At 39.3% G+C, this 25,372-nt stretch carries 22 protein-coding genes and 1 pseudogene; 12 read left to right on the top strand and 11 right to left on the bottom strand.

Annotated elements, in window-relative coordinates; genetic code table 11:
- Positions 1 to 108: 108 nt before the first annotated feature.
- Complete coding sequence (locus GVK91_RS01220; RefSeq protein ID WP_153844631.1) at positions 109 to 2,229, top strand: ATP-binding protein; 2,121 nt, start codon at positions 109 to 111, stop codon at positions 2,227 to 2,229.
- Positions 2,230 to 2,337: 108 nt separating this feature from the next.
- Here the strand turns inward: GVK91_RS01220 and GVK91_RS01215 are convergent, their stop codons facing one another.
- Complete coding sequence (locus tag GVK91_RS01215; RefSeq protein WP_075992803.1) at positions 2,338 to 2,667, bottom strand: YegP family protein; 330 nt, start codon at positions 2,665 to 2,667, stop codon at positions 2,338 to 2,340.
- A 172-nt stretch (positions 2,668 to 2,839) separates the two neighbouring features.
- Positions 2,840 to 4,180, bottom strand: a complete 1,341-nt coding sequence (locus GVK91_RS01210; protein ID WP_153844632.1) for a M60 family metallopeptidase — start codon at positions 4,178 to 4,180, stop codon at positions 2,840 to 2,842.
- Between the two features lie 930 nt (positions 4,181 to 5,110).
- Here GVK91_RS01210 and GVK91_RS01205 point away from each other — a divergent pair.
- Positions 5,111 to 5,512: a helix-turn-helix domain-containing protein gene (locus tag GVK91_RS01205; RefSeq protein WP_153844633.1), complete on the top strand. Its 402-nt coding sequence runs from the start codon at positions 5,111 to 5,113 to the stop codon at positions 5,510 to 5,512.
- Positions 5,513 to 5,663: 151 nt separating this feature from the next.
- On the opposite strand, the gene GVK91_RS01200 is transcribed toward GVK91_RS01205, so the two are convergent.
- The 3 genes from GVK91_RS01200 to GVK91_RS01190 form a co-directional block, all read right to left on the bottom strand.
- Positions 5,664 to 6,962: a hypothetical protein gene (locus tag GVK91_RS01200; protein ID WP_159726535.1), complete on the bottom strand. Its 1,299-nt coding sequence runs from the start codon at positions 6,960 to 6,962 to the stop codon at positions 5,664 to 5,666.
- 211 nt (positions 6,963 to 7,173) lie between these two features.
- Positions 7,174 to 7,689 (bottom strand): N-acetyltransferase, encoded by a 516-nt coding sequence (locus GVK91_RS01195; protein WP_153844635.1) that lies wholly within the window; start codon positions 7,687 to 7,689, stop codon positions 7,174 to 7,176.
- Between the two features lie 76 nt (positions 7,690 to 7,765).
- Entirely contained in the window at positions 7,766 to 9,184 is a 1,419-nt protein-coding gene (locus tag GVK91_RS01190) for a PLP-dependent aminotransferase family protein (protein WP_194932827.1), read from the bottom strand.
- A 73-nt stretch (positions 9,185 to 9,257) separates the two neighbouring features.
- On the opposite strand from GVK91_RS01190, the gene dxs reads away from it, so the two are divergent.
- The 3 genes and pseudogenes from dxs to msrB all read left to right on the top strand — a co-directional run bounded on the left by dxs (position 9,258) and on the right by msrB (position 12,607).
- Complete coding sequence (gene dxs, locus GVK91_RS01185; protein ID WP_159726533.1) at positions 9,258 to 11,210, top strand: 1-deoxy-D-xylulose-5-phosphate synthase; 1,953 nt, start codon at positions 9,258 to 9,260, stop codon at positions 11,208 to 11,210.
- A 293-nt stretch (positions 11,211 to 11,503) separates the two neighbouring features.
- A pseudogene (gene msrA, locus GVK91_RS27730) lies at positions 11,504 to 12,079 on the top strand (peptide-methionine (S)-S-oxide reductase MsrA); the annotation flags it as partial.
- Between the two features lie 108 nt (positions 12,080 to 12,187).
- Complete coding sequence (gene msrB, locus GVK91_RS27725; RefSeq protein WP_220801555.1) at positions 12,188 to 12,607, top strand: peptide-methionine (R)-S-oxide reductase MsrB; 420 nt, start codon at positions 12,188 to 12,190, stop codon at positions 12,605 to 12,607.
- Positions 12,608 to 12,666: 59 nt separating this feature from the next.
- Here msrB and GVK91_RS01175 read toward each other — a convergent pair whose 3' ends face one another.
- Positions 12,667 to 13,422 carry a response regulator transcription factor gene (locus GVK91_RS01175; protein WP_153844638.1) on the bottom strand — a complete coding sequence of 252 codons (756 nt, stop codon included), beginning with the start codon at positions 13,420 to 13,422 and terminating at the stop codon, positions 12,667 to 12,669.
- Positions 13,423 to 13,572: 150 nt separating this feature from the next.
- Here GVK91_RS01175 and GVK91_RS01170 point away from each other — a divergent pair, with 150 nt between their 5' ends.
- Positions 13,573 to 14,379 (top strand): DUF5694 domain-containing protein, encoded by an 807-nt coding sequence (locus GVK91_RS01170; RefSeq protein WP_200845514.1) that lies wholly within the window; start codon positions 13,573 to 13,575, stop codon positions 14,377 to 14,379.
- Positions 14,380 to 14,464: 85 nt separating this feature from the next.
- Positions 14,465 to 15,196 (top strand): DUF3667 domain-containing protein, encoded by a 732-nt coding sequence (locus tag GVK91_RS01165; protein WP_227550078.1) that lies wholly within the window; start codon positions 14,465 to 14,467, stop codon positions 15,194 to 15,196.
- Between the two features lie 45 nt (positions 15,197 to 15,241).
- Here the strand turns inward: GVK91_RS01165 and GVK91_RS01160 are convergent, their stop codons facing one another.
- Both GVK91_RS01160 and GVK91_RS01155 read right to left on the bottom strand, forming a co-directional pair.
- The gene (locus GVK91_RS01160; RefSeq protein WP_153844639.1) at positions 15,242 to 16,957 is read right to left on the bottom strand and encodes a hypothetical protein; all 1,716 of its coding nucleotides are present in this window, start codon (positions 16,955 to 16,957) and stop codon (positions 15,242 to 15,244) included.
- Positions 16,958 to 17,096: 139 nt separating this feature from the next.
- Entirely contained in the window at positions 17,097 to 18,041 is a 945-nt protein-coding gene (locus tag GVK91_RS01155; protein WP_153844640.1) for an aldo/keto reductase, read from the bottom strand.
- A 323-nt stretch (positions 18,042 to 18,364) separates the two neighbouring features.
- Here GVK91_RS01155 and GVK91_RS01150 point away from each other — a divergent pair, with 323 nt between their 5' ends.
- Entirely contained in the window at positions 18,365 to 18,811 is a 447-nt protein-coding gene (locus tag GVK91_RS01150) for an N-acetyltransferase (RefSeq protein WP_200845513.1), read from the top strand.
- Between the two features lie 38 nt (positions 18,812 to 18,849).
- On the opposite strand, the gene GVK91_RS01145 is transcribed toward GVK91_RS01150, so the two are convergent.
- A complete protein-coding gene (locus GVK91_RS01145) occupies positions 18,850 to 19,905 on the bottom strand; it encodes an NAD(P)-dependent alcohol dehydrogenase (protein WP_159726531.1) in 1,056 nt (351 codons plus the stop codon).
- Between the two features lie 199 nt (positions 19,906 to 20,104).
- Here GVK91_RS01145 and GVK91_RS01140 point away from each other — a divergent pair, with 199 nt between their 5' ends.
- Positions 20,105 to 20,671, top strand: coding sequence for a YceI family protein (locus GVK91_RS01140; protein ID WP_159726529.1), 567 nt, complete (start codon positions 20,105 to 20,107; stop codon positions 20,669 to 20,671).
- A 324-nt stretch (positions 20,672 to 20,995) separates the two neighbouring features.
- The gene (locus GVK91_RS01135) at positions 20,996 to 21,580 is read left to right on the top strand and encodes a hypothetical protein (protein WP_153844641.1); all 585 of its coding nucleotides are present in this window, start codon (positions 20,996 to 20,998) and stop codon (positions 21,578 to 21,580) included.
- Between the two features lie 32 nt (positions 21,581 to 21,612).
- Here GVK91_RS01135 and arr read toward each other — a convergent pair whose 3' ends face one another.
- Together arr and GVK91_RS01125 are read right to left on the bottom strand one after the other, a co-directional pair.
- Positions 21,613 to 22,356 (bottom strand): NAD(+)--rifampin ADP-ribosyltransferase, encoded by a 744-nt coding sequence (arr, locus tag GVK91_RS01130; protein ID WP_159726527.1) that lies wholly within the window; start codon positions 22,354 to 22,356, stop codon positions 21,613 to 21,615.
- A gap of 225 nt (positions 22,357 to 22,581) precedes the next feature.
- Complete coding sequence (locus GVK91_RS01125; protein WP_159726525.1) at positions 22,582 to 23,793, bottom strand: amidohydrolase; 1,212 nt, start codon at positions 23,791 to 23,793, stop codon at positions 22,582 to 22,584.
- A 236-nt stretch (positions 23,794 to 24,029) separates the two neighbouring features.
- On the opposite strand from GVK91_RS01125, the gene GVK91_RS01120 reads away from it, so the two are divergent.
- Both GVK91_RS01120 and GVK91_RS01115 read left to right on the top strand, forming a co-directional pair.
- On the top strand, positions 24,030 to 24,857 hold the full coding sequence (locus tag GVK91_RS01120; protein WP_235032734.1) for an ankyrin repeat domain-containing protein: 828 nt from the start codon (positions 24,030 to 24,032) through the stop codon (positions 24,855 to 24,857).
- Between the two features lie 98 nt (positions 24,858 to 24,955).
- Positions 24,956 to 25,360 (top strand): NUDIX domain-containing protein, encoded by a 405-nt coding sequence (locus GVK91_RS01115; RefSeq protein WP_159726523.1) that lies wholly within the window; start codon positions 24,956 to 24,958, stop codon positions 25,358 to 25,360.
- The last annotated feature ends 12 nt before the right edge of the window (positions 25,361 to 25,372 follow it).

The raw sequence follows: 25,372 nt of genomic DNA, 5'->3' as shown, positions 1-25,372 counted from the left end.
TACCAACCATTTCAGGGAATCTTTGAATTGCCGATGAAGAGAAAAAAAATTGCATCTCCGCTTTTGTAATTAAAACTATATCTTTATGAAAAGAATTACACGGTCACTATGATAGAGAATACGTTTGGAATGGATATAATGCCTGAAAATGAACATGACAGACTGAATGCCCTCAGACGCTATAAAATAACTGGAACCCCTTCTGAAGCCAGTTTTGATGGAATTGCAAAATTAGCCACACAAATCTTCAATGCCCCTATTGCATTGCTCTCACTGGTGGATGCAGAATCTGTCTATTTCAAAGCAAATATTGGCATGGGCACCACAAAGGAAACGAATCGAGGGCAAAGCTTGTGTAGTCTAGCTATTCTGGACAAGAAAGTAACGGTCTTTGAAGATACACTGAAAGAAGATATCCTACTGACCAATCCAAATGTAATTGGTGATTTTGGACTACGGTTTTACGCAGGTGCACCACTTATTACACATGATGGTTTTATGATCGGTTCGCTTTGCGTCATCGACAAACATCCACGCGCTTTCACTGCGGCTGATCGACAGATATTAGAAGGTCTTGCTCGGACCGCAATGGATCAAATCGAGCTTCGAAGTTCTTCCATAGATAAAATTGATGAGCTTGAGGGTGTCAATATTACTATGGCAACCATGCAACAACGGCTGCTCGAGCTTAATGACGAGATGGAGCTTGCCAACGATGAACTTTATCGTACCAATAGCCAGCTCAACAAATCCTATGATTTGACAGTGCTGCTCAACAAAAACCTCAAAAAAAGCGAACGTCGATTCAGATCCTTTATAGATAAAGCCCCAATAGCCTTTGCGATTTTAACAGGCCGTGAATTAGTCATTGAAGTTGCCAACGATATGATGCTCAAACTCTGGCACAAAACAGAAATCATTCTTGGCAAACCACTTGGACAAGCACTTCCGGAATTACAGGGACAGCCTTATTTGGGGATATTGGATGATGTCTTTACTACTGGCCAAAATTATATTGGAGACACTGCCTACGCAAGACTTGAGTCTATGGGAGTATTGGGCGATCATTATTTTGATTTCACCTATGAGCCGTTGAAGAATGATGAAGGTGAAACGGAATCTATTATTGTAATCGCCAATGAGGTTACGGAGCGTATCAAAAGAAACGAACACCTTGAAGCCCTCAACTATCAGCTGGAAATTGCACTAAAAGCCGGTGAACTCGGTTCTTACAATCGCGATATAAGAACAGGTAAAATGGACTGCTCGGAAACCTGTAAACTCAATTTTGGTCTCACTAAAAACGAACGCTTTGACTATGATGTCCTCATGCAAAGCATCGTCCCTGAGCACCGCGAAATGGTCTATCAAAAAGTTCAGGATGCTATCCAGAACAAGACCACTTATCACGCTGAATATCTCATCCGTTGGCCTGATGGATCGTTGCATTGGATCAATGCGTCGGGTCTTCCCAAATACGATGCAGAAGGTAATGCGACTCACCTCATTGGTGTAGTGGCGGATATCACAAAACGGAAAAATTATGAGTCTCAAAAAGATGATTTCCTGGGCATTGCCAGCCATGAACTAAAAACGCCCGTCACGGGGTTAAAGGGAACGATTCAACTGCTGGAACGATTCAAGGACAAAACTGGAAGTGACATCATTTCAAGACTTATTGATCAGTCTGCTGTCAATATCAAAAAGATCGTTACACTTGTTGACGACCTGCTCAATATGCATCGAATCAGTGAAGGGCAGCTTCATCTCGAAAAAACAACCTTCAAGGCATCAAAGATACTTACCTCCAGTTGCCACAATATCATATCCCAAGGCAACCATCAAGTTAATATTACCGGCGATCTCGATGCAGATATCTTTGCCGACGAACAACGTCTTGAACAAGTCCTTGTCAATTTTGTCAACAATGCCGTTAAATATGCCCCAGAATCGAGAGAAATCAATATTACTGTTGAACAACTGCAAGATCGTATCAAAATAACCGTCAAAGATCAAGGTGAAGGTATTAATCCGGCAGTACAGCCTTTTATTTTTGATCGATATTATAGAGCGAATCACGAAGGTAAATCTTACTCGGGGCTTGGACTAGGGCTCTATATTTCCGCTGAAATAATCAAAAAACACGGGGGCCAGATAGGAGTTGATAGCACCGTGGGTTTGGGCAGTAGTTTCTGGTTTTCCATCCCACTCCCGACAGCAGAAAAATAAACGCAAAAGAGCCGGTTTTTACCCGGCTCTTTACTATCAAATCCTACGTGCTTATTATTGACAGACTGCTTACACTTACGTGTAGTAGTCAGCCATTTGAAAATAGACTTAGGCTATCTCCTCAACCGTCGCATCAGGCGCATTCTTCTTGACAGACTCAATACCATTTTCCATACCACTTGCACTTTCATACATCTCGCTGGTTCCAATAATTTGGCCATTGGTAGCTTTGAGGTTAAAGTAGTGCTTACCGTTCGTAGAAGTTTTACGATCAAATTTGTTATCGTCCTGAGCGTTCTTTTTTACAGATTCAACGCCATTTAAACAGTTGGCTTTAGTTGTATAACCTTCACTGCTCAAAATCACCTGTCCGTTTCCAGCTTTTAGATTAAACTGAAATTCTCCATTTTTCCTTGTTTTTACTTCAAATTTACCCATTTTCTCAATTAATTAAATAAATATGTGGTTATTGGAATTAACTTCCATACTAAAGATAATACTTTTCAATGTTTTTATTGTAAAACAACGATTAATTTTTTTATCATCAATAAGGCACATACTTCCTATACATCTGTTCTAACAGATTCAACGTCACAGTACGCAAGACTGTTTAATCTCTTAAAGCGGTTAAATCTTGTGTAGGAGCGGGCAAATTCAGATTACTTATCGCCGTATAGACAGATTCATCGACTTTAAAACCCCATTTTCTAAAAAAATCCGAAAGATCTTTTTGTGCAATCTGACATGCCGACAGCATAAAATAGCGCATTTTCTCTGCGTCTGTTGAAACTGTAGGCCTGTTCTCGCGGGTAGTTTTGCTAAGTTTGATGTAGAAATCATCACCAAATCCTAGCCAAAGCTGATGAAACATAATCATTTTCAAATCATTATCTCCTGAATTAAAGTTGCGGTCCGCGATGTTTTTCTGAAAGTAAGTCGTCAATTTAGGCCAGGAATTATTGGCAGTCACCCGGCTTACCGGCAATCCAAATCCCCTTTCACTGGCTAGAGAATAGACATTCACGGTTGTTTCTGTCAGATTGCCCCAGGTCCAAGCTTTTTGTTGATAGGTATGTCCTACTTCATGCCATATTCCCCATCCATTTGTATTGGACAGGTATTTTGGCTGTAACATACGATAAGATAAAGCATCGGTAAAATAAATAGAAATACCGGCAGCCATATAACCACCTGCACTCGAATCTCTCACGGTAATCAGGTGTTTATTATATGGTATGGCATGGACTCCACTCGTACCATTCAAACCACTGATACGATTGGAAAAACCAATAATTGAATCCAGTCTATCCACAATAAGCTGTTGATCTTCGTTCTTATACAGTAGCGCATCGGCAATTTTGGTTACCATAATGGTGTGATCTGACGAGAAGACGACATCCGGCACGGTATTTTTCAACGAATCCAATGTAGCTACCCATTGCTCATGGGTGGTAATTCCCTTTTGAAAGTAAGGTACCGGGATAAAGCCATTGCCAAAAGAAAGCTCTATTTCTCCAGTTGCTGTGTAGTTATCAGCTGTATAAATCACATAAACCAAGCCCCCGTATTGGTCCACTGTGAACGTTTGCGTACCTGCCTGGAGATTGAAATACTGCCGCACTGGTCGAATATTGTCTCTAAAAGGCGTCCCGATCGCCAAGCGTGCTGCTGTAGTCCCCGAGTTGACTTTTACTTTTATCGTTATAGTACTGTTTGGCGCTACATAAAATCCGGTCATTTGCATTTCATTATGATTTGCGCGAAACTGAAGTCTATCAGCCTCAGTTGCAGCCGAAGGACTTACTTTAAATCGTTGGACCGAATCCGCTATTGCTAAGGATTCCGCACTGGAATCGTTCAGTAAAGTGTACATTAAGCTACCATCCTTCCGGCAGGAAGTGGTCATAGCGATCACTAAAATCGTGATTAAGGAAAACACGGTCTTTCTCATAATTTTTAAATAAAGTTTATAATTTGTATTAATTGTCAACACTTCTTTCCGATCACCCTTCAAAGCCTCAGCGACTGTTTCGAAGTTTTTATTTTTCTAATCGATTTATGGTTCATCGAAACTTGAAAACCAGATGATCCATGCAAAGAATTCACTTCACCTTCAGCAAAGTATTTTAGTTCATAATCTAAAAGCAAGATATAATATATTGTACAGAAAAATAATCAACCACTCCACATCAAACGTTTGCACAATCAACGAAAACCTTTTCGCTGTGATGAATTTCAAATAATTATAAAGAAAATCTGTTTTAAAAAAATGATAAGAAACGAGTAACACCCCTATTCTCTACTGCTATAGAAGCTAGATGTTATTCAAACTAATTACACAGCCCCAACGCTATTCCCTCGAACACTACATCATAAAGGACTAACATGGCAGCACCTGATCATCACATCTGTTACCATCAATAAAATTATATATCATTCTCTTGACGTAGATTAATCATTACGTGAAGTTTAAAAACTCCTAAAAAAAAGTATAACAAAAAGTTATAACCAACCTATTTTAATACTTAACTTTTAATACAGATAAAAAACACAAACACCTATACTACAAAGAATAATGAACAATAAAATCATAAAAAATAGCAGTCAAAAATTAGAGTAAATTAAGCGATTTCTCTGTTATTGGAATCAGGTTTTTATTCATCCGCCTATTTTTCCAGTGATAGTCTGCTGCAGGTTAGTTTTACCACAATCGGTGATAAAAAATTATAATTTTAAAAAGCGAATCGTTAAATTCGAAAAGTACACTATGAAATTAATACGCTAATTTTGCTTGCGTTCAAACAAGATTGATGGAACACTTAACCTAAACTATAGCCCTAGAACACTATAGTGAGGCAATAACTGGCGATTATCTTAAAACATGAGAAACAACATAAAGGAACAAAAAGAAACATTAAATCAATTGGATCAAAATTCAGCATTGCTGGCAGAACACCCCATTCTAGTAGAATTTAAAAACCTTATTCACCAGTATCCTCAGAATCACTGGGACCTCCAATTCTACTTGAAAAAGCTCAATATATCAAGAATAGCGTTACATCGATTGACGCTTTCAAGTAATGAAACTTCACCCAGCACGATCGTCAAGGAAATTGTTGCAAGTGAGATTGCTAAAAAACTAGCTTCTACGGAGATTCCGATTAAAGAGTTGACTTCGTATTATGGTTTTAGTTCATCGGCATCATTAACACGGTTTATCAAAAAACATACTGGTCTTAGTCCGCGAAAATTTAGAGCATTAAACGCCTTGGATTATATTTAAACTTGTCCAGCGATTAACTCTCATTCGATAGCCAAAAATTGAATATCGTTGGGTAAATCTTTTTATGATGTTTCATGATACTCATGCATTTATCAATATTTAATATTGATTCAATAAGGCTGCACAGTGAATAAAAATCAAGATAGTGCAGCTACTGCTTTTTGATAAGCTTGTAATTATTCAGCGATTCGTCCTTTTGAATGGCATACTGATCTTTAAGTTGCATCACCCAACCCTCACCCTCTATTCGCTGTCCTTCGATTTTAGTAGGCCTACTAACGGTTATTTTATCCCAATTGGGCGCCATGAGCGCCCCACTTTTGACATCTAGAATCCCCCAGTTATCGGTGATCCTTATGGTTGGATAAACAGTTCCCAAATCTGTGATTGGGAGGATATTTCTCGGATCAAAAGACACATTCATTTTCTCAAATTTAATGGTCATATGAGGCTGATCCACAAACAAGGAACGATATAATGCAATTTGCTTCTTTATTTTTTCCGCTCGTAATTGTTCCTCTGTGAATATCTGTTTTCCATTATACTCCGCTGTAATGGCTTTTACTGTTGCTGCAAGATCTTTCGGAAGTTCAACGTTCAATTCGCGCATAAAAAATACAGTTAAATCTGTATTTACTGAAATCATTTGATTCCAAAGCGGATCCTTTAAACTCATTATATATCCATAGATGGGCGTGGTATTGTAGGCAAAAGACCTTACATAAGTGGGGTTCTTGAAAAATCTGTCTATTACATCAATGAAATGTTTTTTTGTTTTTTCTTTATCTCTCCCACTGATCATTAATCCGATATACTCTGCAATCCCTTCATTAAGTTCCAATTGATTTTCAATATGGGCAGAGCCTGGAAAAAGTGAATTTCGATACTTCCGAAAAATCAAAGCATCCTTCAAGTGCATTCGTTGTTCATCTTGCGCGTCTGAACAAACCGCCTTTTTAAGCGCCTCCAATTCTAAACGTAAGTATATCCGTCCATTCTCTTGATCGAGATGAGTACTTTCGCTGTTATTTTGAACAAATCCCAAAGCCGATTGTGCGGAATGAAACAATTCATGAGCTAACAAATTGATCCGTGCATAATAATCTTTAGATAAAGGCAACATAATCATCGCCCAAGTGCGACCATTCCACGTTAAAGACGTATTGGCAATATTTACACTGTCGGGCAATTTACCAATATAGCTATTTTTATATTGCACAAACGAACTATCAGCACCAAAGTTATTACTAAATAGCTGTCGCGTCTCAGGGTTCACCAAAATAATATCACCATATAAATCTCTATTCCATAACGAATAACCAATTTTAGTTGCAGTTTTAATTTCACTAAAATATCGAACAATACTGTCTGGCTTTGTCTCCTTAGATTCTTGTCCAAGCGTTAATGCACTGAGCAAAAGATATAGAAACGTTATAGATATTTTCTTCATTAAACACTTGTGAAAACGGTTATAAATGATATTTTTTGGTTAAAAAGAGATTTTTAGAATTTGATAAACATCTTCTTTCTAATTGCTAAAAATACACATTATATCACTAAAATATCTATCATTAAACAAAAAAAAGCACACTTAATCTGTGTACTTTTTTGCTCAACATCGACTATACTGTGTTTATACATCATTATAAAGACTCTTTGAACTACAAAGTATTCATGAGATATACTGCTGATTCCAAGTTCAATCCATCGAGTCTGCTAATACCTGGTTGTTTTACAAATCCATTCTGTTCAAAAAGTCCTATCAACGAACTTTTTAAGGGTTCATTGATCCAAATCACGTCGTAGGTACTGCAGACGGCAAGACATTTGTTCATTAATGATGCCTCCATTTGCTGCAAAGCCTCATGCTGGCAGACACCGAAATCCGCGATTCGAATCACTCGTTTACCTGCCAGGCCATCCGGCTTCTGCCCTTTCGAGGTTATTCTAGCATAACCCATGGGCTGATCGTTAGCATATACTACCAGCCATTGATTTGACATACTGTTTATTTCGCTGACAAGGGTTTTGGAATTAAAACTATCAACAATGTAATTGTCTAGTTCAGCTGGCTCCACTAAACTGCCGAATTTTTCTAGGGCTAGAGTTTTGGTGAGCATTGACAACGCTTCAATTCCCTGCTCTGTTGCTACCGTAAATTTTGTGACTATATTCATATATGCATCTACTATTAAATACACAAATGTACATGCTATCACTTGCTATTATTCGATACACATTGTTCATTTAGCATCAGTACAGGCTCCCACATAAATAACGACCTATATGCTGGATCGCTTCTATTCGTTTATCAGAAAACTTATCCGCGATGACCAATCTAAAATAATGTTCAAAAGTATTCGCAAAAGAGAACGTATAGCCCGGCGTAAATCTTGCGCCAATTTTTTCACACTGCGCGTAAAAATCCGCCATATCTGTACTTTCGGGCATTTTAACCCAAAGATTATACCCGCCTGCAGGTGTGATCACTTTGGTTTTTTCAGGAAAACTGGAAGCGATTAGGTTGGTGGCCAGATAGGCATTTTTTGCCAGTTGCATCTTCAGTGAACGAATATGCCGATCGTAACTGCTGCTACCGATCAAACGGTTTACGGTCTCCTGATTCAGAGGAGAAACTGTACTGCCCAATGCAAACTTGATCTGTTCAGCATCCTTCAGAAATCGCCCTGTGCTTAACCAGCCCAGCCGAATTCCAGGTGCCAGGGTTTTTGAATACGATGAATACGTCATAACCAATCCGCTTTCATCAAATTGTTTAAGTGTGGATGGTCTGCTCCCCTGAAAGTTCAGGTCGCCATAGATATCATTCTCGATTACAGCAACATGATATTGATGAGCAATCGCCAATAAAGCAATTTTCTGTTCATCTGAAAGCAAAATACCTGTTGGATTATGAAAATTCGGTGTTAGGACGACTGCTTTAACAGCACTTCCTTGACATGCTTGTCTAAAAAAGTCTATATCAAAACCATCTTTAGCAAGAACAGGAATTTCAATGACGCGCAGTTTGAGCACCCGAATGACCTCTAACGCAGAAAATACGCATGGACTTTCCACAGCAACAATATCTCCGGCTTCACATACAGCAGCCAAAGCGATATACAAAGCCTGTAAGGCACCATCTGTGATCAGCAGTTCATCTGCGTGCAGCAAGGTCTGATAGGAGGCCGCACGCCTGATAATATTGTCCTTCAATTGTACCGAACCGTTAGATGGATAATAGCGTAGTAACCCTGCCCCTTGTTCCCGAATGACCTGCTGCATGGTCCGAAGTAAAAGTTTTTGCGGAACAAGAAGATCCCCCGGGGCAGCAACATTAAATTCCGAAAAACCCCGCCTCACAGGTGACGCTGTTGTCACACCAAGCCCTTTTTCAAAGATAGCATCCCTTACTACCGGCGTACGTCGAAGCCCTCCCGGTTCTGCCAGCATTTCATTCTTCGCACTGACATAGTAGCCAGATTTCGGAACGCTTTCCACCAAACCAATAATCATAAGATATTCATATCCAGACTGAACAGTACTCATGCTTAAACCATAATAATCTTTAACCTCGCGTACTGAAGGCAGCTTTTGCCCAGGTTTATAGATCCCTGATTTTATATTTTTCTCAATTGCTTGTGTAAATATTTCAAATTTATAGCTCTTCATCTGTATTGATCACTTTTACCTATACTGTACCTGTATCGCAAATCTAATCAAACTAAATTTGTCTAAAAAAGAAATGACAGGTAATTATCAAATCAACAGCCCCAGCGAATTACGTGCTCTTCCACAGGAAGTATTACCCGAGTTAAGTCAGGAACTAAGAAACTTCCTCATTGACCATATTGCTACACATGGCGGTCATTTTAGTTCAAGCCTTGGAGTTGTAGAACTTACTATAGCAGTTCATTATGTATTTAACACCCCTAAGGATAAATTGATCTGGGACGTTGGTCATCAGGCTTATGTCCATAAATTACTCACGGGGAGAGCGGCTCGCTTCCATTCGAACAGACTTCTAGGCGGTATAAGCGGATTTCCTGTTATGGAAGAAAATAACTTTGACGCCTTTGGTACAGGTCATTCTTCCACATCCCTATCAGCAATTCTGGGTATGGCCTGCGCAGCCAGGTATAAGGGTGATAACAGCCGTCAACACATCGCTGTTATCGGTGACGGCGCCATGACTGCCGGCCTGGCATTCGAAGCTTTAAATAATATAGGTTTCGAACAGCCTAACCTATTGATTATATTAAATGACAACGATATGTCTATTGATGCCGGTACGGGAGCCCTACAAAACTATCTGACCGACCTGACCTCGGGGCAAGCCTATAATCAGTTCAAATCACAGATCAAAAAGCTGCTGTCACCCCATAAAGATCGGACACAATGGTCAATTGCTGCGATTAGAAAAATAGAGAAATTGATAAAAACAGGGCTATTTGCATCGAGCAATATTTTCGAGGCATTGGGAATACGTTATTTTGGACCAGTGGATGGTCATAACCTCGACAAGCTTATCAAAATATTTGAGCAGTTGAAGCATGTCCCCGGGCCCAAAATAGTGCATTGTGTAACACAAAAAGGAAAAGGTTTTACACCAGCCATGTTAAACAAGGCGGAATGGCATGCCACAGGGAAATTCGACAAACTGACAGGTATACGGTTAGAAAACCAGCTACCGCAACTCTACAAGGAGACTTTTCAGCAAGTGCTCGGCGAAACGCTGATACAGCTCGCCCAACATAATAGCCGTATTATCGCTATAAGCCCAGCTATGCTTTCCGGCAGCAGGCTGACGGCAATGAAACAGCTGATGCCTAACCGCGTTTTTGATGTTGGTATCTGCGAGCAGCATGCCATTACTTTTTCCGCAGGCCTTGCTGCTGATGGGCTACTTCCTTTCTGTGTGATTTATTCGACATTCTTACAACGCGCCTATGATCAACTAATCCACGACGTCGCTTTACAGAAATTACAGGTCGTGTTCTGTATCGACAGGGCCGGCGTTGTCGGTCCCGATGGCCCCACCCATCAGGGGGCATTCGACATTGCTTTTCTTCGCTGTATACCCAACATCGCATGCGCTTCGCCCATGACGCTCACAGACTTTAAAAATTTGTTGTTCACGGCTCAGGATATCACTCTTGACGGACCGCTTGCAATCCGATACCCAAAAGGCCCAGGTAGTCGAGAGAAGCAATCAGACAAATTTACAAGACTTGAAATTGGAAAAGGAAGAAGGCTTTGTTCAGGGCAAGACATTGCCATACTCTCTCTTGGGCCCGTTGGTCAATATGCACAGGACGCCTGCAACGAACTGCTCCGGGAAGGCATGCAGGTTGGGCACTATGATCTACGGTTCTTTAAACCGCTCGACGAAGCGTTATTACATGAAGTATTCCAATCATATTCCTATATCATCACTGTTGAAGATGGATGTATAGCTGGTGGAGTAGGAACTGCAGTGCTGGAATTTATGGCCGAACATGGCTACTCAGCGACCTTGAAGCGACTTGGCTTGCCCGATACTTTTGCAGTACAGGGTACACAGCAACAGCTTCACCAACTTTATCACTACGACAAGCAGGCTATTATCGCCACGGTGAGACAGCTATACACGGGTCCGCTCGAATCGGCAGGCTCAGGGTGTAGCCTTAAGCCGAACGAGTCTTCCCCAAACAGTTAACTTAGTCACAATAGTAGTGCTTAAACAATATAGATTAAACTATCATTTGGTCTGATCATAGGATGTAAACAGCATAGGACCAACCCTGTCAGACATTCAGCTTGCGAAGCTTTCCTAAAAGGTCTTTTTGTCAGGACATGCCTTTCATAGACTTACTTCGTCTTTCAATTGTAAAAAGAATCTATAAGAGCCAAAACTGCTTATATCTTCTAAGACAAACATCCAGAAAGGTACGGTGTTTGTGGCTTACATGAAAGAAACAATGTTGTTTCTTTCATGTAGCAATTCATACCATGAAACACTTATTCGTCCTCCTTGCTATAGCGACTGGCTTATTTCTGATCAGCAAGGTTTGCTTTTCACAAAAAGGGAAAGATTCAAAACCGTCAATACAAAATACTATGAATACTATAAATCAAAAAGATCATGTTGTCTATTTTGCCGGAGGATGCTTCTGGGGAACTGAGCACTTCTTTAAACAAGTCCGCGGGGTCACCGCAACCGAAGTTGGCTATGCCAATGGAAACCTTCAGCACCCTTCATACGCACAAGTTTCGACAGGAACGTCAGGTTTTGCCGAAACCGTAAAGGTAAACTTCGACCCAGAGCTTGTCGATCTAAAGCTGCTCATAGATCTTTTCTTCAAAACAATTGATCCAACTTCGTTGAATAAACAAGGCAACGATATCGGCACGCAATATCGTACAGGCATCTATTATACCAATGCAGATGATGCCGCCGTTATCAAAGAACAAATAGCTTCTTTAGCAAGTCAATACAACAGCAAAATAGTGGTAGAAATAGAACCTTTACAAAATTACTATAATGCTGAAGCTTATCATCAAAAATACTTGGACAAAAACCCCGGTGGTTATTGCCATATAAGCCCTGATTTATTTAAGCTTGCGCGAAATGCAAACCCCGAAAAAGAGAAAGCGGATGTTAAAAACACGTATAAAAAAGCAGACAAGGAGACCTTGAAAAAGGAGTTGACCCCATTGCAATACGATGTTACACAAAACAGTGCAACGGAGCGCGCATTTGACAATACTTATAATGATGAATTTAGGGAAGGTATTTATGTCGATATCACAACCGGAGAACCCTTATTTGTTTCCACAGATAAATTTGAATCGGGATGCGGATGGCCAAGTTTTTCCAAACCAATTAGCGATAGCCTGATTCAAGAACACTCCGACAATTCGTACGGGATGCGCAGAACGGAAGTGCGCAGCAAAACTGGTGATGCACACCTCGGCCACGTTTTTAACGATGGACCGGCAGATAAAGGTGGTCTACGCTATTGTATAAACAGTGCTTCACTTCGATTTATTCCAAAAGACAAGATGAAAGCACAGGGCTACGAAAAGTACCTGCCGTTATTGGTGAAAAAATAGTCTGCAGCGCCTCCAACGAGGCGCTTGCTCTGAACATTTCAGAATCTTTCAGGCTACCCTTATAATAACCTATTATTCAATGCAAAAACCAATGCTTCATTCATGTTGCTTACCCCTAGCTTTTCAAATAATTTTCGTCGATGAAATTTCACCGTATCAATGGAAACGAAAATTTTCTCCGAAGTTTCATGAATGGTCAGACCGCGATGATAAAAACGTAAAATCTCTATTTCACGTTCGGTAAGATTAATCTTTTTTTGGGAGTTCCATTTCCCAGTCAACAGATCCAATTCCCATACTAGATTGGAGTGCAGCTTTTCGATAGTCACGTTACCTGAAGATACGTTAGTGGATAAAGACACGATACAAATTGCTTTCCATATTTTCCCCTCTTCTGTCAAAAAAACAGGTGTCAGTTTATGATTAATTAAAATAAACTTGTTGTGTGCATTTTGTATCTGAAAATCATACGATATAACATAAAGCTTCCGTTCCTCGATGGGTATTTTTTCATAAAAGCTGAACCCCGCTTCATTAATCGTAATGAGCATCTGGAAATCATCGGATGGAACATGTTTTTGATAAAAGCCATAGCCCATTTCCAGTACCTCTTTGGCTGTTAAACCAGCGAGAAACAGCGGGTTGTCTGAAACAAACTCAAAACTTTTAGCCTGGTAATCGATTAGATAAATACTCTGATAGGTAATCCGTGAGAAAGCTTTGACGAGCTCAATATAGCCATGGGTCTGCAGGATGTCCCTTTCTGAAAGACGATCAACAGTATTTTTTTGTGAAAATAGCGCGTTAAAATCCATAACGAAATTCTAAATGTCGAAGTTAAATAAAACTACACTCAAGTGTAGCTTTTATTTGGACAAACTGTAATACTTTTGGACAAAACAGCTAAAAAAATATAGCTAACTGAACGAAAAGCCGGAAAAAACATAAAACTATTTCTTACACAAATGCTTATTAACACTATTCAGATTCGAAATATTGGAATCGCCTTGGGGATCTTATTTTTTGGAAACAGCAATGCACAGCAGAAAATTGAGGTTCTAAATTTTGGGACATTTCACATGAGCTATACGCCTGATGCACATAAAGTAGAATTTGACGAAAAAGATCAAAAAAACAGAAAAGAAACATATCAAGTAGCCAAACTGTTGGCAGACTTTAAACCAACTATCATCTGCGTGGAAATCATTCCTGAAAAAAACGAAGAATTGAACGGCGACTACAGCTCTTTTATTAAAGATAAAGGACATAAAGCTAAGTTCGGTGGTGAAATAGCCATAATTGCATATGAAGTAGGCAAACTTGCAGGGGTAAAAAAAATTTATGGAATTGATGAACAGCAAACTGCTGCTTATAATTACAACATTGCAAATGAGTTGGAGAATCAGGTAGACAGTGTAACCTATAAAAGCTACATGGGAAAAATTATGCAGGAATTCGCCCATATTGATAAACTCTCCATTTTAGAAAAATTAAAGGTATTTAATCAGAAAGAGACCTTGCAAAAGTTTATCAATGTAAACGCTGATATCTTAACCTACAGCAGTACAAAAGGTAATTTTGAAGGAGCAGACGAAGCCAGTAAATTCTATCGAAGAAATCTACGGATATTCTCCAATTTAAATCAGATCCCGGTCACTGGGCAGGATCGAATTTTGCTAATCACGGGCGCGACTCACGCAGCTTTCCTTGGTGAACTTTTGCAACGGAGCCCCAAATACAAACTCGTAGAAGTTGCCGAATACCTTCAATAAAACCATCGGTAAGAAAAGACTCTTTTGGTCGACTTTCGAATGAAACAGATTAACAAACCTTAATTACTTAAATAAACACTTCAAAATGATAACTTGTAAAAACTGTGGCACAGGCATTACGTCAAAATTCTGTCCCGATTGTGGCCAACCTGCAATGCTAAAAAGAATAGACGCTCATTATATCACCCACGAAATACAACATGTGCTTCACTTTGAACGCGGCATCCTCTATACCATTCGAGAATTGGTGACAGCTCCGGGGAAGAATGTGCAAAACTACATTTCTGAAAATCGCAGCCGGCTGGTCAAACCTATTATTTTCGTTATTGTCACATCTTTAGTGTATTCTATTATTGCCCACTTTTTCCATACTGAAGAGCGCTATATGCAATCAATCGACAGCCATGGTATTGAAAGTAAACTCGTAATCACAAGCAACATCTTTCGATGGCTACGAGATCATTATGGTTATGCTAACATTATTATGGGGTTCTTTATCGCCCTTTGGACTAAATTATTCTTTAAAAAATACGGTTATAATCTTTTTGAAATCATCATCTTATTATGTTTTATTATGGGGATGACAATGTTAATTTATGCACTTTTTGCAATAATTGACGGTATCACGCACCAAAGTTTAATCCTATATGCAACTTTAGTAACTTTTATATATTACTCCTGGGCCATGGGACAGTTTTTTGATAAAGCTAAAAAGATCAACTATTTCAAAGCATTTGCCGCTTCAATAATAGGCTTTTTCTCCTATTTGGTCGTCATACTTTTCATTGGTATTACATTGGATATACTTATAAAATAGCAATTTTGTGACTGATGCAGACATGTATCTAAGAAGCCACCATCATCAATTGATGCGATAAATGGGATAAAGAAGATGTGACTCTTCATAATAAGGTGAATGTTTGTATATCCAATCCAGCTGCGCGCTACTGCTTGCGGCTAGTTTAGGGTTGTTCATCTTTTCGCGTTCAAAGGCAGATCTTAAATCTTTATTCTCCTTTAGAAGCTTGGCTGCTGTATCTTCAAAAACATAAGCTGAATAGTATTCTTTTTGTCCTAAGATCGCATCAAAGAAATTCCAATTAAAATAAGAGTCTATTGCTTCAGGTTCCAAGGTTTCCAGCAGAAACTTCACACCGTCCTGGTTCAAAGGGACCAAAAAATCACCGGCATTGAAGTTTACCTTGTTGGACTCCCGAAGGAGACTGGTGTCAAAATGTAAATAATGCCCCTCATATGGACTTGAAGTTGTCTTGAAATCCTTAATCCTATACTGTTCCACCGCAATAACAGAATCTTGTTTAAGCGGAATCATCTTGATTTGATTGAGTGTCAACAATTCAATAACTTTCCATTCAGACTGCGGAATGACATAATACGATGGAATCGTCACTTCTTTTGTCGGAACATATGTATTATATAACTTAACTTGTTTTGAAAACTTAGCGTTTCTATCATACCACAACCTATCTTTCGAAGAAACGTCACTTGGTTTATATTTTGCCTCGAAGCCCTTAAATTCCAGCGATTCATATTTTGAGGAATCAAGCTTCCATGCTATGGCATATTTATCCCCTATTTGATATTGCTTTAGGTTTTCAGCTCTTTTTTGTTTAATCACCTTATAATTCTGTTCGATAAAATCCAGGTTACAACGCATATAGTCATAAGTCGCTTTGACACGTTCTTGATAAGGTTTCAACATATGTGTTTCCACAACAGTTCCGATTACATTAAATAGACTGGTGTAGCCTGTTGCGTATCTTGGCGAATCCATAAAGGTTGGAAAACCACCATCGGGCACATCGTTGTGGATGTTAACATAGGGAACAGACATAAATCCTTTCTTTTGGAGATCCTTGAGTAAGTTTTTTTGCATGTGGCTGTTAAAATAATTTCCCAAAAGGTTTCCAAGACGTTCTTTGTTTGTTGAGATATAGGAGAAGGTGTACTGATAATCGGCCCCATTGCTGACATGATTATCTATAAAAACATCTGGTTTGACCCATTGGAAAATCCGCTGAAAACTCCGCGAGTTTTTAGTATCCGTCTTGATAAAATCCCTATTTAAGTCATAGTGTCTTGCATTTCCACGAAAGCCATACTCTTCAGGGCCATTTTGATTAGCTCTGGAAAAGCTCCCACGATTTAACATCCCACTCACATTGTAACTCGCCAGCGCAACAACAATAACATTTTGAGGTGCCTTTATCTTTCCTGTCGCCAAATCGCGCATGAGCATCATAGTCGCATCAATACCGTCTGGCTCTCCAGGATGAATACCATTGTTGACCAATAAAACGCACCTCTCTTCCCTAGCCACTTCCAGAGTCTTTCCAAACGGATTAAATACAACAACATCTATTGGTTTATTGTTATCGTCTTCTCCCCGTGTTTCATAGTGAATTGTTGTATATTTCTGCGCCAATTCCTGATAATATGCCCGCATTTCTTCAAAAGTTGCCGATTGATTGCCATTACCCCGTTCATAAGGTGTAAGTATTTGGGCATAACTTCTGCCAAAAAGCATGAAAGAAAATAATATCAGGAACTGTTTCATAAGATCAATTTAGGCTCCAATTTACGATAAACTTGTTAAAATGCGTAAGCAATCTCGCCCTTCTATTAAGAACGGCTTCCCGATAAAAACAAAATCCCTAAGAAATGTAGGGATTTTGTTTTTACTCTTTATCGCTATCTTATTTGCTGACCTCGTTTAATAATTCAATATCTTCCGTATCTAATTTAAGAGCCGGAGCCGCACATAACGTATCCAATTGACGCTCACTTGTAGCACTCACAATGGGAGCGGTAATTAGCGGTTTAGCCAACAACCATGCTAATGCTACAGTCGCCTGTTTTGTTCCATGTTTCTCGGAGATAACATCGAGCGCTTCCAGGACAGCTTTACCTTTAGCATCAAAATATTTTTTGATCCCACCGCCTCTAGCCGTTTTATCAAAGTCAGCTTCAGTACGGTATTTACCGGTCAAGAAACCTGCTGCAAGCGACCAATATGGAAATACACTCAAGCCGTACTTCTCGACCAATCCCGCATAATCTGTTTCAAAACCTGTACGCTCTACCAAATTATAATGCGGTTGCAAAGCAACATATTTAGGAAGACCATTTTTCTCCGCAACATCAAAGCTTTCCGTTAACCGCGCCGGCGATAGATTAGAAGCGGCAATATAACGTACCTTGCCCGCTTCTATTAAGTCAGCATAAGCCGACAATGTCTCCTCCACAGGTGTTACGTTATCGTCAAAGTGAGTATAGTATAAATCAATATGATCTACTCCCAATCGTCGCAATGATTCATCAGCAGATTTCAAAATATGTTTCCTTGAGATATCATATCCGTGCTCCTTAGTCTCGGATCCAACTTTTGTTGCGATTACTATATTTTGACGGTTACCACGGCTTTTTAACCATTTCCCAATAATTTCTTCGGACTGCCCGCCGGTTCCATTCACCCACCACGAATAGGTATCTGCCGTATCGATAAAATTAAATCCTGCTCCTACAAATTTATCTAGCATTTCAAACGATTTTTGCTCATCTAATGTCCAGCCAAAAACATTCCCGCCAAAATTAATTGGAGCTATCTGCAAATCTGTGTGTTGTATTTCTACCTTTTTCATTGAAATTATCTGTTTATTGTTCCTTTAAATAAAAAATCGCTATGCAAGTACAGCTATAAAGCTAAAGTTACGGTATTCATCTTGAGCCACGCCAGCATTCTTCACATCTAATTGTCAAAAAGAGTAAAGTACTTTACTGCAATTTAGTACGCAGTTACTATTTATTATACTAAATTGCAACAGGCTTTTGGCCGGATGATTGTGCTCATAGCCTAAAATGTCATCTTAGTGCTCATGGCCGACATCAATATGACGGGTCCTGAACATGTCCGATAAAGCCTTCAATAGATTGAACAGATTAAATTGACAAAACCCAATCTTCCATGATCCCAATAGTATATAGACCAGCAATGGAAAGTGATTTGACTTTTCTTTTAGATCTACGATTAAAAACCATGACCCCACATTTAATAGCCGCCGCTTTACCCACTGCTATGGATTTACATCTACAAAGAATTAAATACAAATTCGAACATGCTGCTATCATTGAATATGACCATATCCCTATCGGGCTTTTGAAAATCGAGAAAGGACGGGATCATATCGAGTTGATTCAAATACAGATCGATCCCAGATATCAAGGGAAAGGGCTGGGAAAAAAGATATTAAAAGATCTTATAAATGAGGCAATTTACGAGAGGAAGTCGATTTCATTACATGTGTTAAAAACCAATAAAGCGCAAAAGCTCTACTTCAGTCTGGGTTTCGAAATTATCGGAGAAGACGAGCATTCATATCATATGAAGTACTCAGACAAGGATAAGATTTAAAAAAACAGGCCGGCTCTTTAACCGACCTGTTTTTTTCATTACTTTTCAATAGACGACATATCGATTACAAAACGATATTTCACATCACTATCCAATACTCTTTGATACGCTTCATTTACATAGTCGATATCAATCATTTCTGTTTCAGGTAGAATGTTATGTTCAGCACAAAAATCAAGCATATCCTGAGTTTCCTGTATTCCCCCAATGCTGGAAGCCGTTAGGATCTTATTTCCCCCCATGATTGAGCGTCCATTAATTTCCATGGGCGCAGCCGGAATCCCCACGCAAATATAAACTCCTTTTGTTTTCAATAATGCAAGATAGAGGTTATAGTCATGTGGTGCCGATACGGTATCAATAATAAAATCAAAATACGATGAGAATTCTTTTATTTCATCGGCCTCATGCGTATTTAAGAACTTGTGTGCTCCAAGTAGAGCGGCATCGTCCTTTTTGCGTGGTGAATGGCTTATCATTGTGACTTCTGCCCCCATTGCCACTGCAATTTTAACAGCCATATGTCCCAATCCGCCTAAGCCTAACACACCAACTTTATGCCCTTTGCTAATATTCCATCTTTTTAATGGCGAATAGGTGGTGATTCCAGCACAGAGTAACGGTGCCACCTTTTTAATATCCAAAGATTCCGGCACATGCAGCACAAAATCTGCATCCGCAACAATATTATTGCTATAACCACCAAAAGTAAAGCTGTGATCATGCATCACATCTTTGCTGTTGTACGTCCAGACGGTCTTTTTTTCTGAACAGAACTGTTGTTGGTCTGACTTACAGTTATCGCATTCGCCACAGGAAGCAACCATACAACCGACACCTGCCAGGTCACCTTTTTTGAACTTAGTCACTCCAGGACCAACTGCACTTATCCGACCAACAATTTCGTGCCCGGGAACAATTGGGTATTGTGTTCCACCCCACTCATCATATACTTGATGAATATCGGAGTGACAGATCCCGCTGTACAAGATATCTATTAAAACATCGTTTGCACCAAGCTCCCTCCTTTCAAACTCCCAATATTCAAGTGGAGAACTACTGTCTTTCGCCGCATAACCTTTCGACTTAATCATATTATCTTTTTTTATAGACCACAATTTGGATACGAAGATATCTTCGATCCCCTATTTACGTTGTACTAAGTTAGCGGGTATCGATGACGAATAAAGAAAGGCAAGCACAATATTGACACTGCGCAAACAAAAAAACAAGTTTAAACATAGAAGTATCCGCACAAGACCATGTATATTTGAGTTCACATAAATCACTTCAATGAAAAGAACCAGTCTAACGCTAGCAATTATTTGCTTAACATCAATGGCCTTCGCCCAAAAGATAAGCTACAAAGTGAACACGCAAAATTCGACGATCAAATGGAATGCTAAAAAAGTTGTCGGGGGACATGTGGGAACAATCAATATACAAGAAGGCACGGTACAGACAGAAAAAGGGAAAATTACCGGCGGAGGTTTTACCATAGATATGAATTCCATGGCTTGTACTGACGCACCTAAATTGACCGGGCACCTAAAAAATGAAGATTTCTTCAATGTGCCTATCTACCCTAGCAGCAAATTTGTCATCAGTAAAGTTGATAATAGCAAAGGCACTCCAATCATAACCGGTAATCTGACGATTAAGAATAAAACAAAATCGATCTCCTTTCCAGCAAAAGTCACCACAACTGCAGATGGGCTTTCTGCTGAAGCTATAGGAGTTAAGGTAAATCGGCTGGACTTTGATATACAGTATCGTTCAGCAAGCTTTTTCTCCGACCTAGGCAATCGCGCCATCGATGATGAATTCACCTTAGATATCGTGCTTAAGGCTGTAAAGTAAAAACTTCGTAGGAGCCCTCTGTTAATACAGGCGGCTCTTCCTTCATTGAATAATCGCACCGAGAATCGACATAATTTACTCGAGCTGCTTTTACACACAGACTACTTAAGGCTGTGATGTCACCTCATACCGGCACGGAAAATCCAACAGTGCGGCACTTATTCTTCCTCAGAAATAGCGCATTAGCGATGTGCTACAACATTAAACAAAGACTCTGTTAAATTAGATTTGATTCAAATTGCACTTAGCAAGCGATAAGATTGATGAAAGTAAAGTTTTAAAATTATCTTTAAACTCGCTAAAGTAAGGTTAGACAAATTATATATGGAGAAAATAAAAACTTTTCAACAGCACGAGCTTAATAGAATTAGAAAAAATTGGAGTGAAAGTGACCTCGCATTTGAAAAGTTGGGAAGATCTTCTAATATATCCGATTATTCGGATCGGGAGATCAATGAAATGCTACTCGGTGTATATAAAGACAGTAAACACCTTATGGTCGATGAAGGCTACTTTATTGATCTCTCGAAAGCGCATAAAGCCAGTTGTATTTTGGTTGATGTATCCTATTCAAGACGTATCAAACCTGCTCCAAACAGCATACTTAATCTTCAGGATATCCGTAATTTTTACATTGAAGATTATTTTATAGAGACAAAAGAAGCATTCTCCAACAAAAATAAACATAAGATAACGGGTTATCTCAAAAAGATCGGCGGTATCAGTTTGGGTAAAGGGCAATACAATTATCTGTATTCTATTCCGAACGATTTCAAAACGTTTTTCGGTGATACACCGGCCGATCTGTTCTATCCTATACAACGTTATATCAACGGGTTATTTTTTGACGACGATTATCGAATTTCAGATTTTGAAGTCATCAGTAAGATTGTTATCAGTAAGACATAATTCCGATTGCCGGAGCAACCGCTCTTAGTTTCTTAATTGATAATCTCGCCATCATTCTGATCTAGTTTATCACGAAATTTTTCAAGTTCCTGAACACCTGGTTTTGCCCATTCAGCAACCTCACCTATAATTTTTAATGGAAATTCAGATCTATAGGAACGTGTCGGATTTCCGGGAAACTTTTGGTCCGTCAGGTTAGGGTCATGCTCATAATCACCCGTAGGTTCAACAATAAATACCCGCTCGCTGCGCTCACCTTTTGCCAGGGCCGCTGCAAGTCCGGCCCCATTCATCATACCAGTAAAATAAATATGATTCATTTTGAAGTCGGCTTGATAGTTAGAATTGAAGCCTGGAACCAATAAGTCGCCGATTTGTGCATCTGCTTTTGTACCGTGATAAAAAGGTCCCTTATCGAAGGGAATGTTCTTATAAGAAGAGGCCAACCTAGCATATTCACTTGCCATTGCTTCTTCTCCTAAACTTGTGTAACAGGCGCAAATCTTCAAATACATTCCGGGCAACGCACTGGTAGCCCGATCATCACCGATTAACAATGCGTGATCTAAGGCTATGTGCAGCCATTTCAAACGATCCGACACCGTTTTCTGCTGCCGGGATACAAAATAGGCTGCAATAAACTTCTCATGGTCATCGCTTGCCTCCCGATAACCCTCTACAAAAAAGGACAGCGCTTCATCGTGTCTACCGTTTTCTTCCAATTGTATGCCTTTTAGGCAAAGTTTGACAACCCCGTTAAATGGTGAAAATTCCATCGTATAAATTATTATCTATTCAACCGAATATTATCCTCGCTGTAGTTATAAGTGAACACACTTAGTAACATCAGGACTTAAGCAAGGCTCTGTATGTAAAAAGCCAGTTATTAAGAATAACCGGCTCTTCAACAAAATTGTTCTCTTATTTTCAATATTTCTCGCTGGAATCCTGAAAACAGTTGGCCTCCAGAGAGCAGCTAAATTATCCGATAGTTGGTCTCCTTAGAATGCAATATTACCTTTGTGTATCAAGGAAGTCACCGGTGAAATACGAGAAACTGCTTCAGCGGAACAACTTGCATCAACAAAAACCATGCTTGCTTCATCACCCACTTTCGGCCATTGTTGATTTCCATTATTGTCCAAAGGCAATTTGTAACGTGTCGCGAAAGCGAGTGTTCTAGATAAGCCGAATTCTGTTCCATAACCATAAAGCTCAGCAATAAGATTCGCTTTCTGCAGCATGTTTCCCGAGCCAAACGTATTCCAGTGATCCTGAATATTGTCATTTCCAATCAAAACCTCCACCCCATATTTCCGAAGTGTCGGAATAGGCATAATCATATTGCCAAAGGGCACAGAGGACACGATTCCTACACCCGCCTCTGCGAGACGTGCCGCAATTTTTTCGGCTTCTACATTTGTGAGGCGACTAAGTGCAAAAGCATGGCTAACAAAAGCTTTCCCTTTTAATTGGGGGTTTTCCAATGTACGGTCGATCAAAAACTCGATTGTCTTCATACCACTTTCTCCCATTTCATGGAGGTGTATGTCAATTCCCTTATTGTTATCAAGCGCCAACTGTGTAATCTGCTCCATACTTTTTTCGATACTTCCGTCCAAAGAGTACGGATCTACTCCACCTATGAAACTAACAGCATCCAGTTTTGCAACATCCTTCAAAATGGGTAAAGTATCCGTATAATAGAGGCCATGCTGTGGAAAAGCAACCAGCTCCGCTTCTACCGTGTCTTTTTTCGATGCAAGTGCCTTTTCCAAATTTGTTAACGATTTTAGTCCAGATGTTGGATCAACATTGAAGTGTGAACGAATAAAATCAGTTCCATATGCCTGCAGAAAATTCAGCATTTTGCCCGTTCTTTCGACGGAGGTGCTTAACCATTCTGGGATCATCTTCTGCTCATACGCGATCATATCTTTTACGGTATGCCGTGTTGGCGATACAGCTTCCCATGGCAGACCAAACAACATTTTATCCAAATGGGCATGCATATCCTTAAAAGCCGGCAACATCAAATGTCCTTTTGCATCGATCGCATTAGCATTTGCAGTATTTGGTTTGATTCCTTTGATCTTACTCTCTTCAACTTCTACACAGAATAAAGCCGTATTTGTGCTTATAACTTCCTTTCCATCAAACTCGAATCCTGTCTCAAGCCGTACGTTTTCTAAAATATATGTTTTAGCTTTCATATTTATTTTGATAATATTCTTTTTCTTATTCTCTAAAATTTACTGGACAATAGAAACGGTATTATTTTTCCACTTTTGTTATTCAGTATCACCAGAACAAAGGTCGCAATGATTCTCCCAGATCTTTTGCAGAATACATCTCGATACTTGAACAATTTATCACAGCGCCGACTTTTGCTCAACAGTATGCATAAGGTGAAACTACAACGAATGTGCTTTCAGCCAGCATGAGACCAATGAGAAAGACACTTAAAATACACTGTAGTAATAAATTGTCCAACAGATGGAATGAAAACCACATTGTAAAAACAGCCTTAGCTACTATTTTTGTATTAGACATCCAAGCTTCTTCGGCTTTATTGAAAAAATTACAGCACAATAAAATGATGAAAACAACTTTAATACTCTTGATAATGATGAGCATAACAAATTCGTGCCGATCGGCATTAACCGAAAACTCATATACTGAAAATCCGTCCAAGGAAGAGATTATTAAATTGGTCACCAAAAATGACTTACAGGGAGTGAAAAAAGCGCTAGAAAATAATGCCAACGTGAATAGTGAAGATACGAATAAACGTTCTATTCTACTTATCGCGACAAACAACGGAAATATTGAAATGGCTAAATTATTGGTAGAGTATGGTGCCGATGTCAACCTTCAGGCCGACAATATGGATAGCCCATTTTTATACGCAGGAGCAAGTGGGCAAGTTGAACTCGTCAAACTTTTCTTAGATCACGGCGCTCGCTTTGATTTATTTAATCGATATAATGGCACAGCTTTAATCCCGGCTTGTGAACGTGGATATGTAGAAACGGTAAGATTATTGGCCAATACCAAAAATTTCCCTTTGGACCATGTCAATCGTTTAGGATGGACTGCTTTGATGGAAGCAATTCTACTCGGTGACGGAAGCAAAAAATATCAGGAAATTATTCAGATTCTAAAAGATGCTGGGGCAAAATTGGATATTCCGGACTTCAATGGCACAAGCCCTTTGCAACACGCAAAACAAAGAGACTTCAATGAAATTGTTAAGATACTAACATCAGAAATATAAAGGTTCATCTTCCATTAAATACTCAAATTTGAATAAAATTTCAAGCAGTATTTCACTATGCTATCTGATTTTTCATTCTCAATGGCTAGTTTTGCAATATGCAGCATAATATAATAGACAAAGTTGCTTTAATTAGCATTAAAGATAGGAAAATCCTGAGCGCACGTTCCAAGACTAAAACAAAATTTTACTTTCCTGGTGGTAAACGAGAGAATAATGAATCCGATATTACCTGTTTAAAAAGAGAAATACTGGAGGAGCTTTCTGTGCACATCGTCGAAGAATCAATGCGCCTTTTGGGCACCTTTGAAGCAATCGCCGATGGACGAAATCAAGGTACGCTCGTAAGAATGATCTGCTACTTTTCTGATTTCGAAGGAGTATTGCATCCAGCGAATGAAATCGAGACATTTGAATGGTTAACCTATAAGGACAAACATAGGACTTCTGCCGTAGATCAGATTATCTTTCACCGATTAAAGGAAATGAACCTTATCGATTGATAGAACAGATGA

The sequence above is a fragment of the Sphingobacterium sp. 18053 genome (assembly GCF_902706145.1).
GTDB classification, from domain to species: domain Bacteria; phylum Bacteroidota; class Bacteroidia; order Sphingobacteriales; family Sphingobacteriaceae; genus Sphingobacterium; species Sphingobacterium paramultivorum.
Note: the sequence above shows the minus strand (reverse complement) of the source record. Positions and strands in the feature narration are given on the sequence as shown.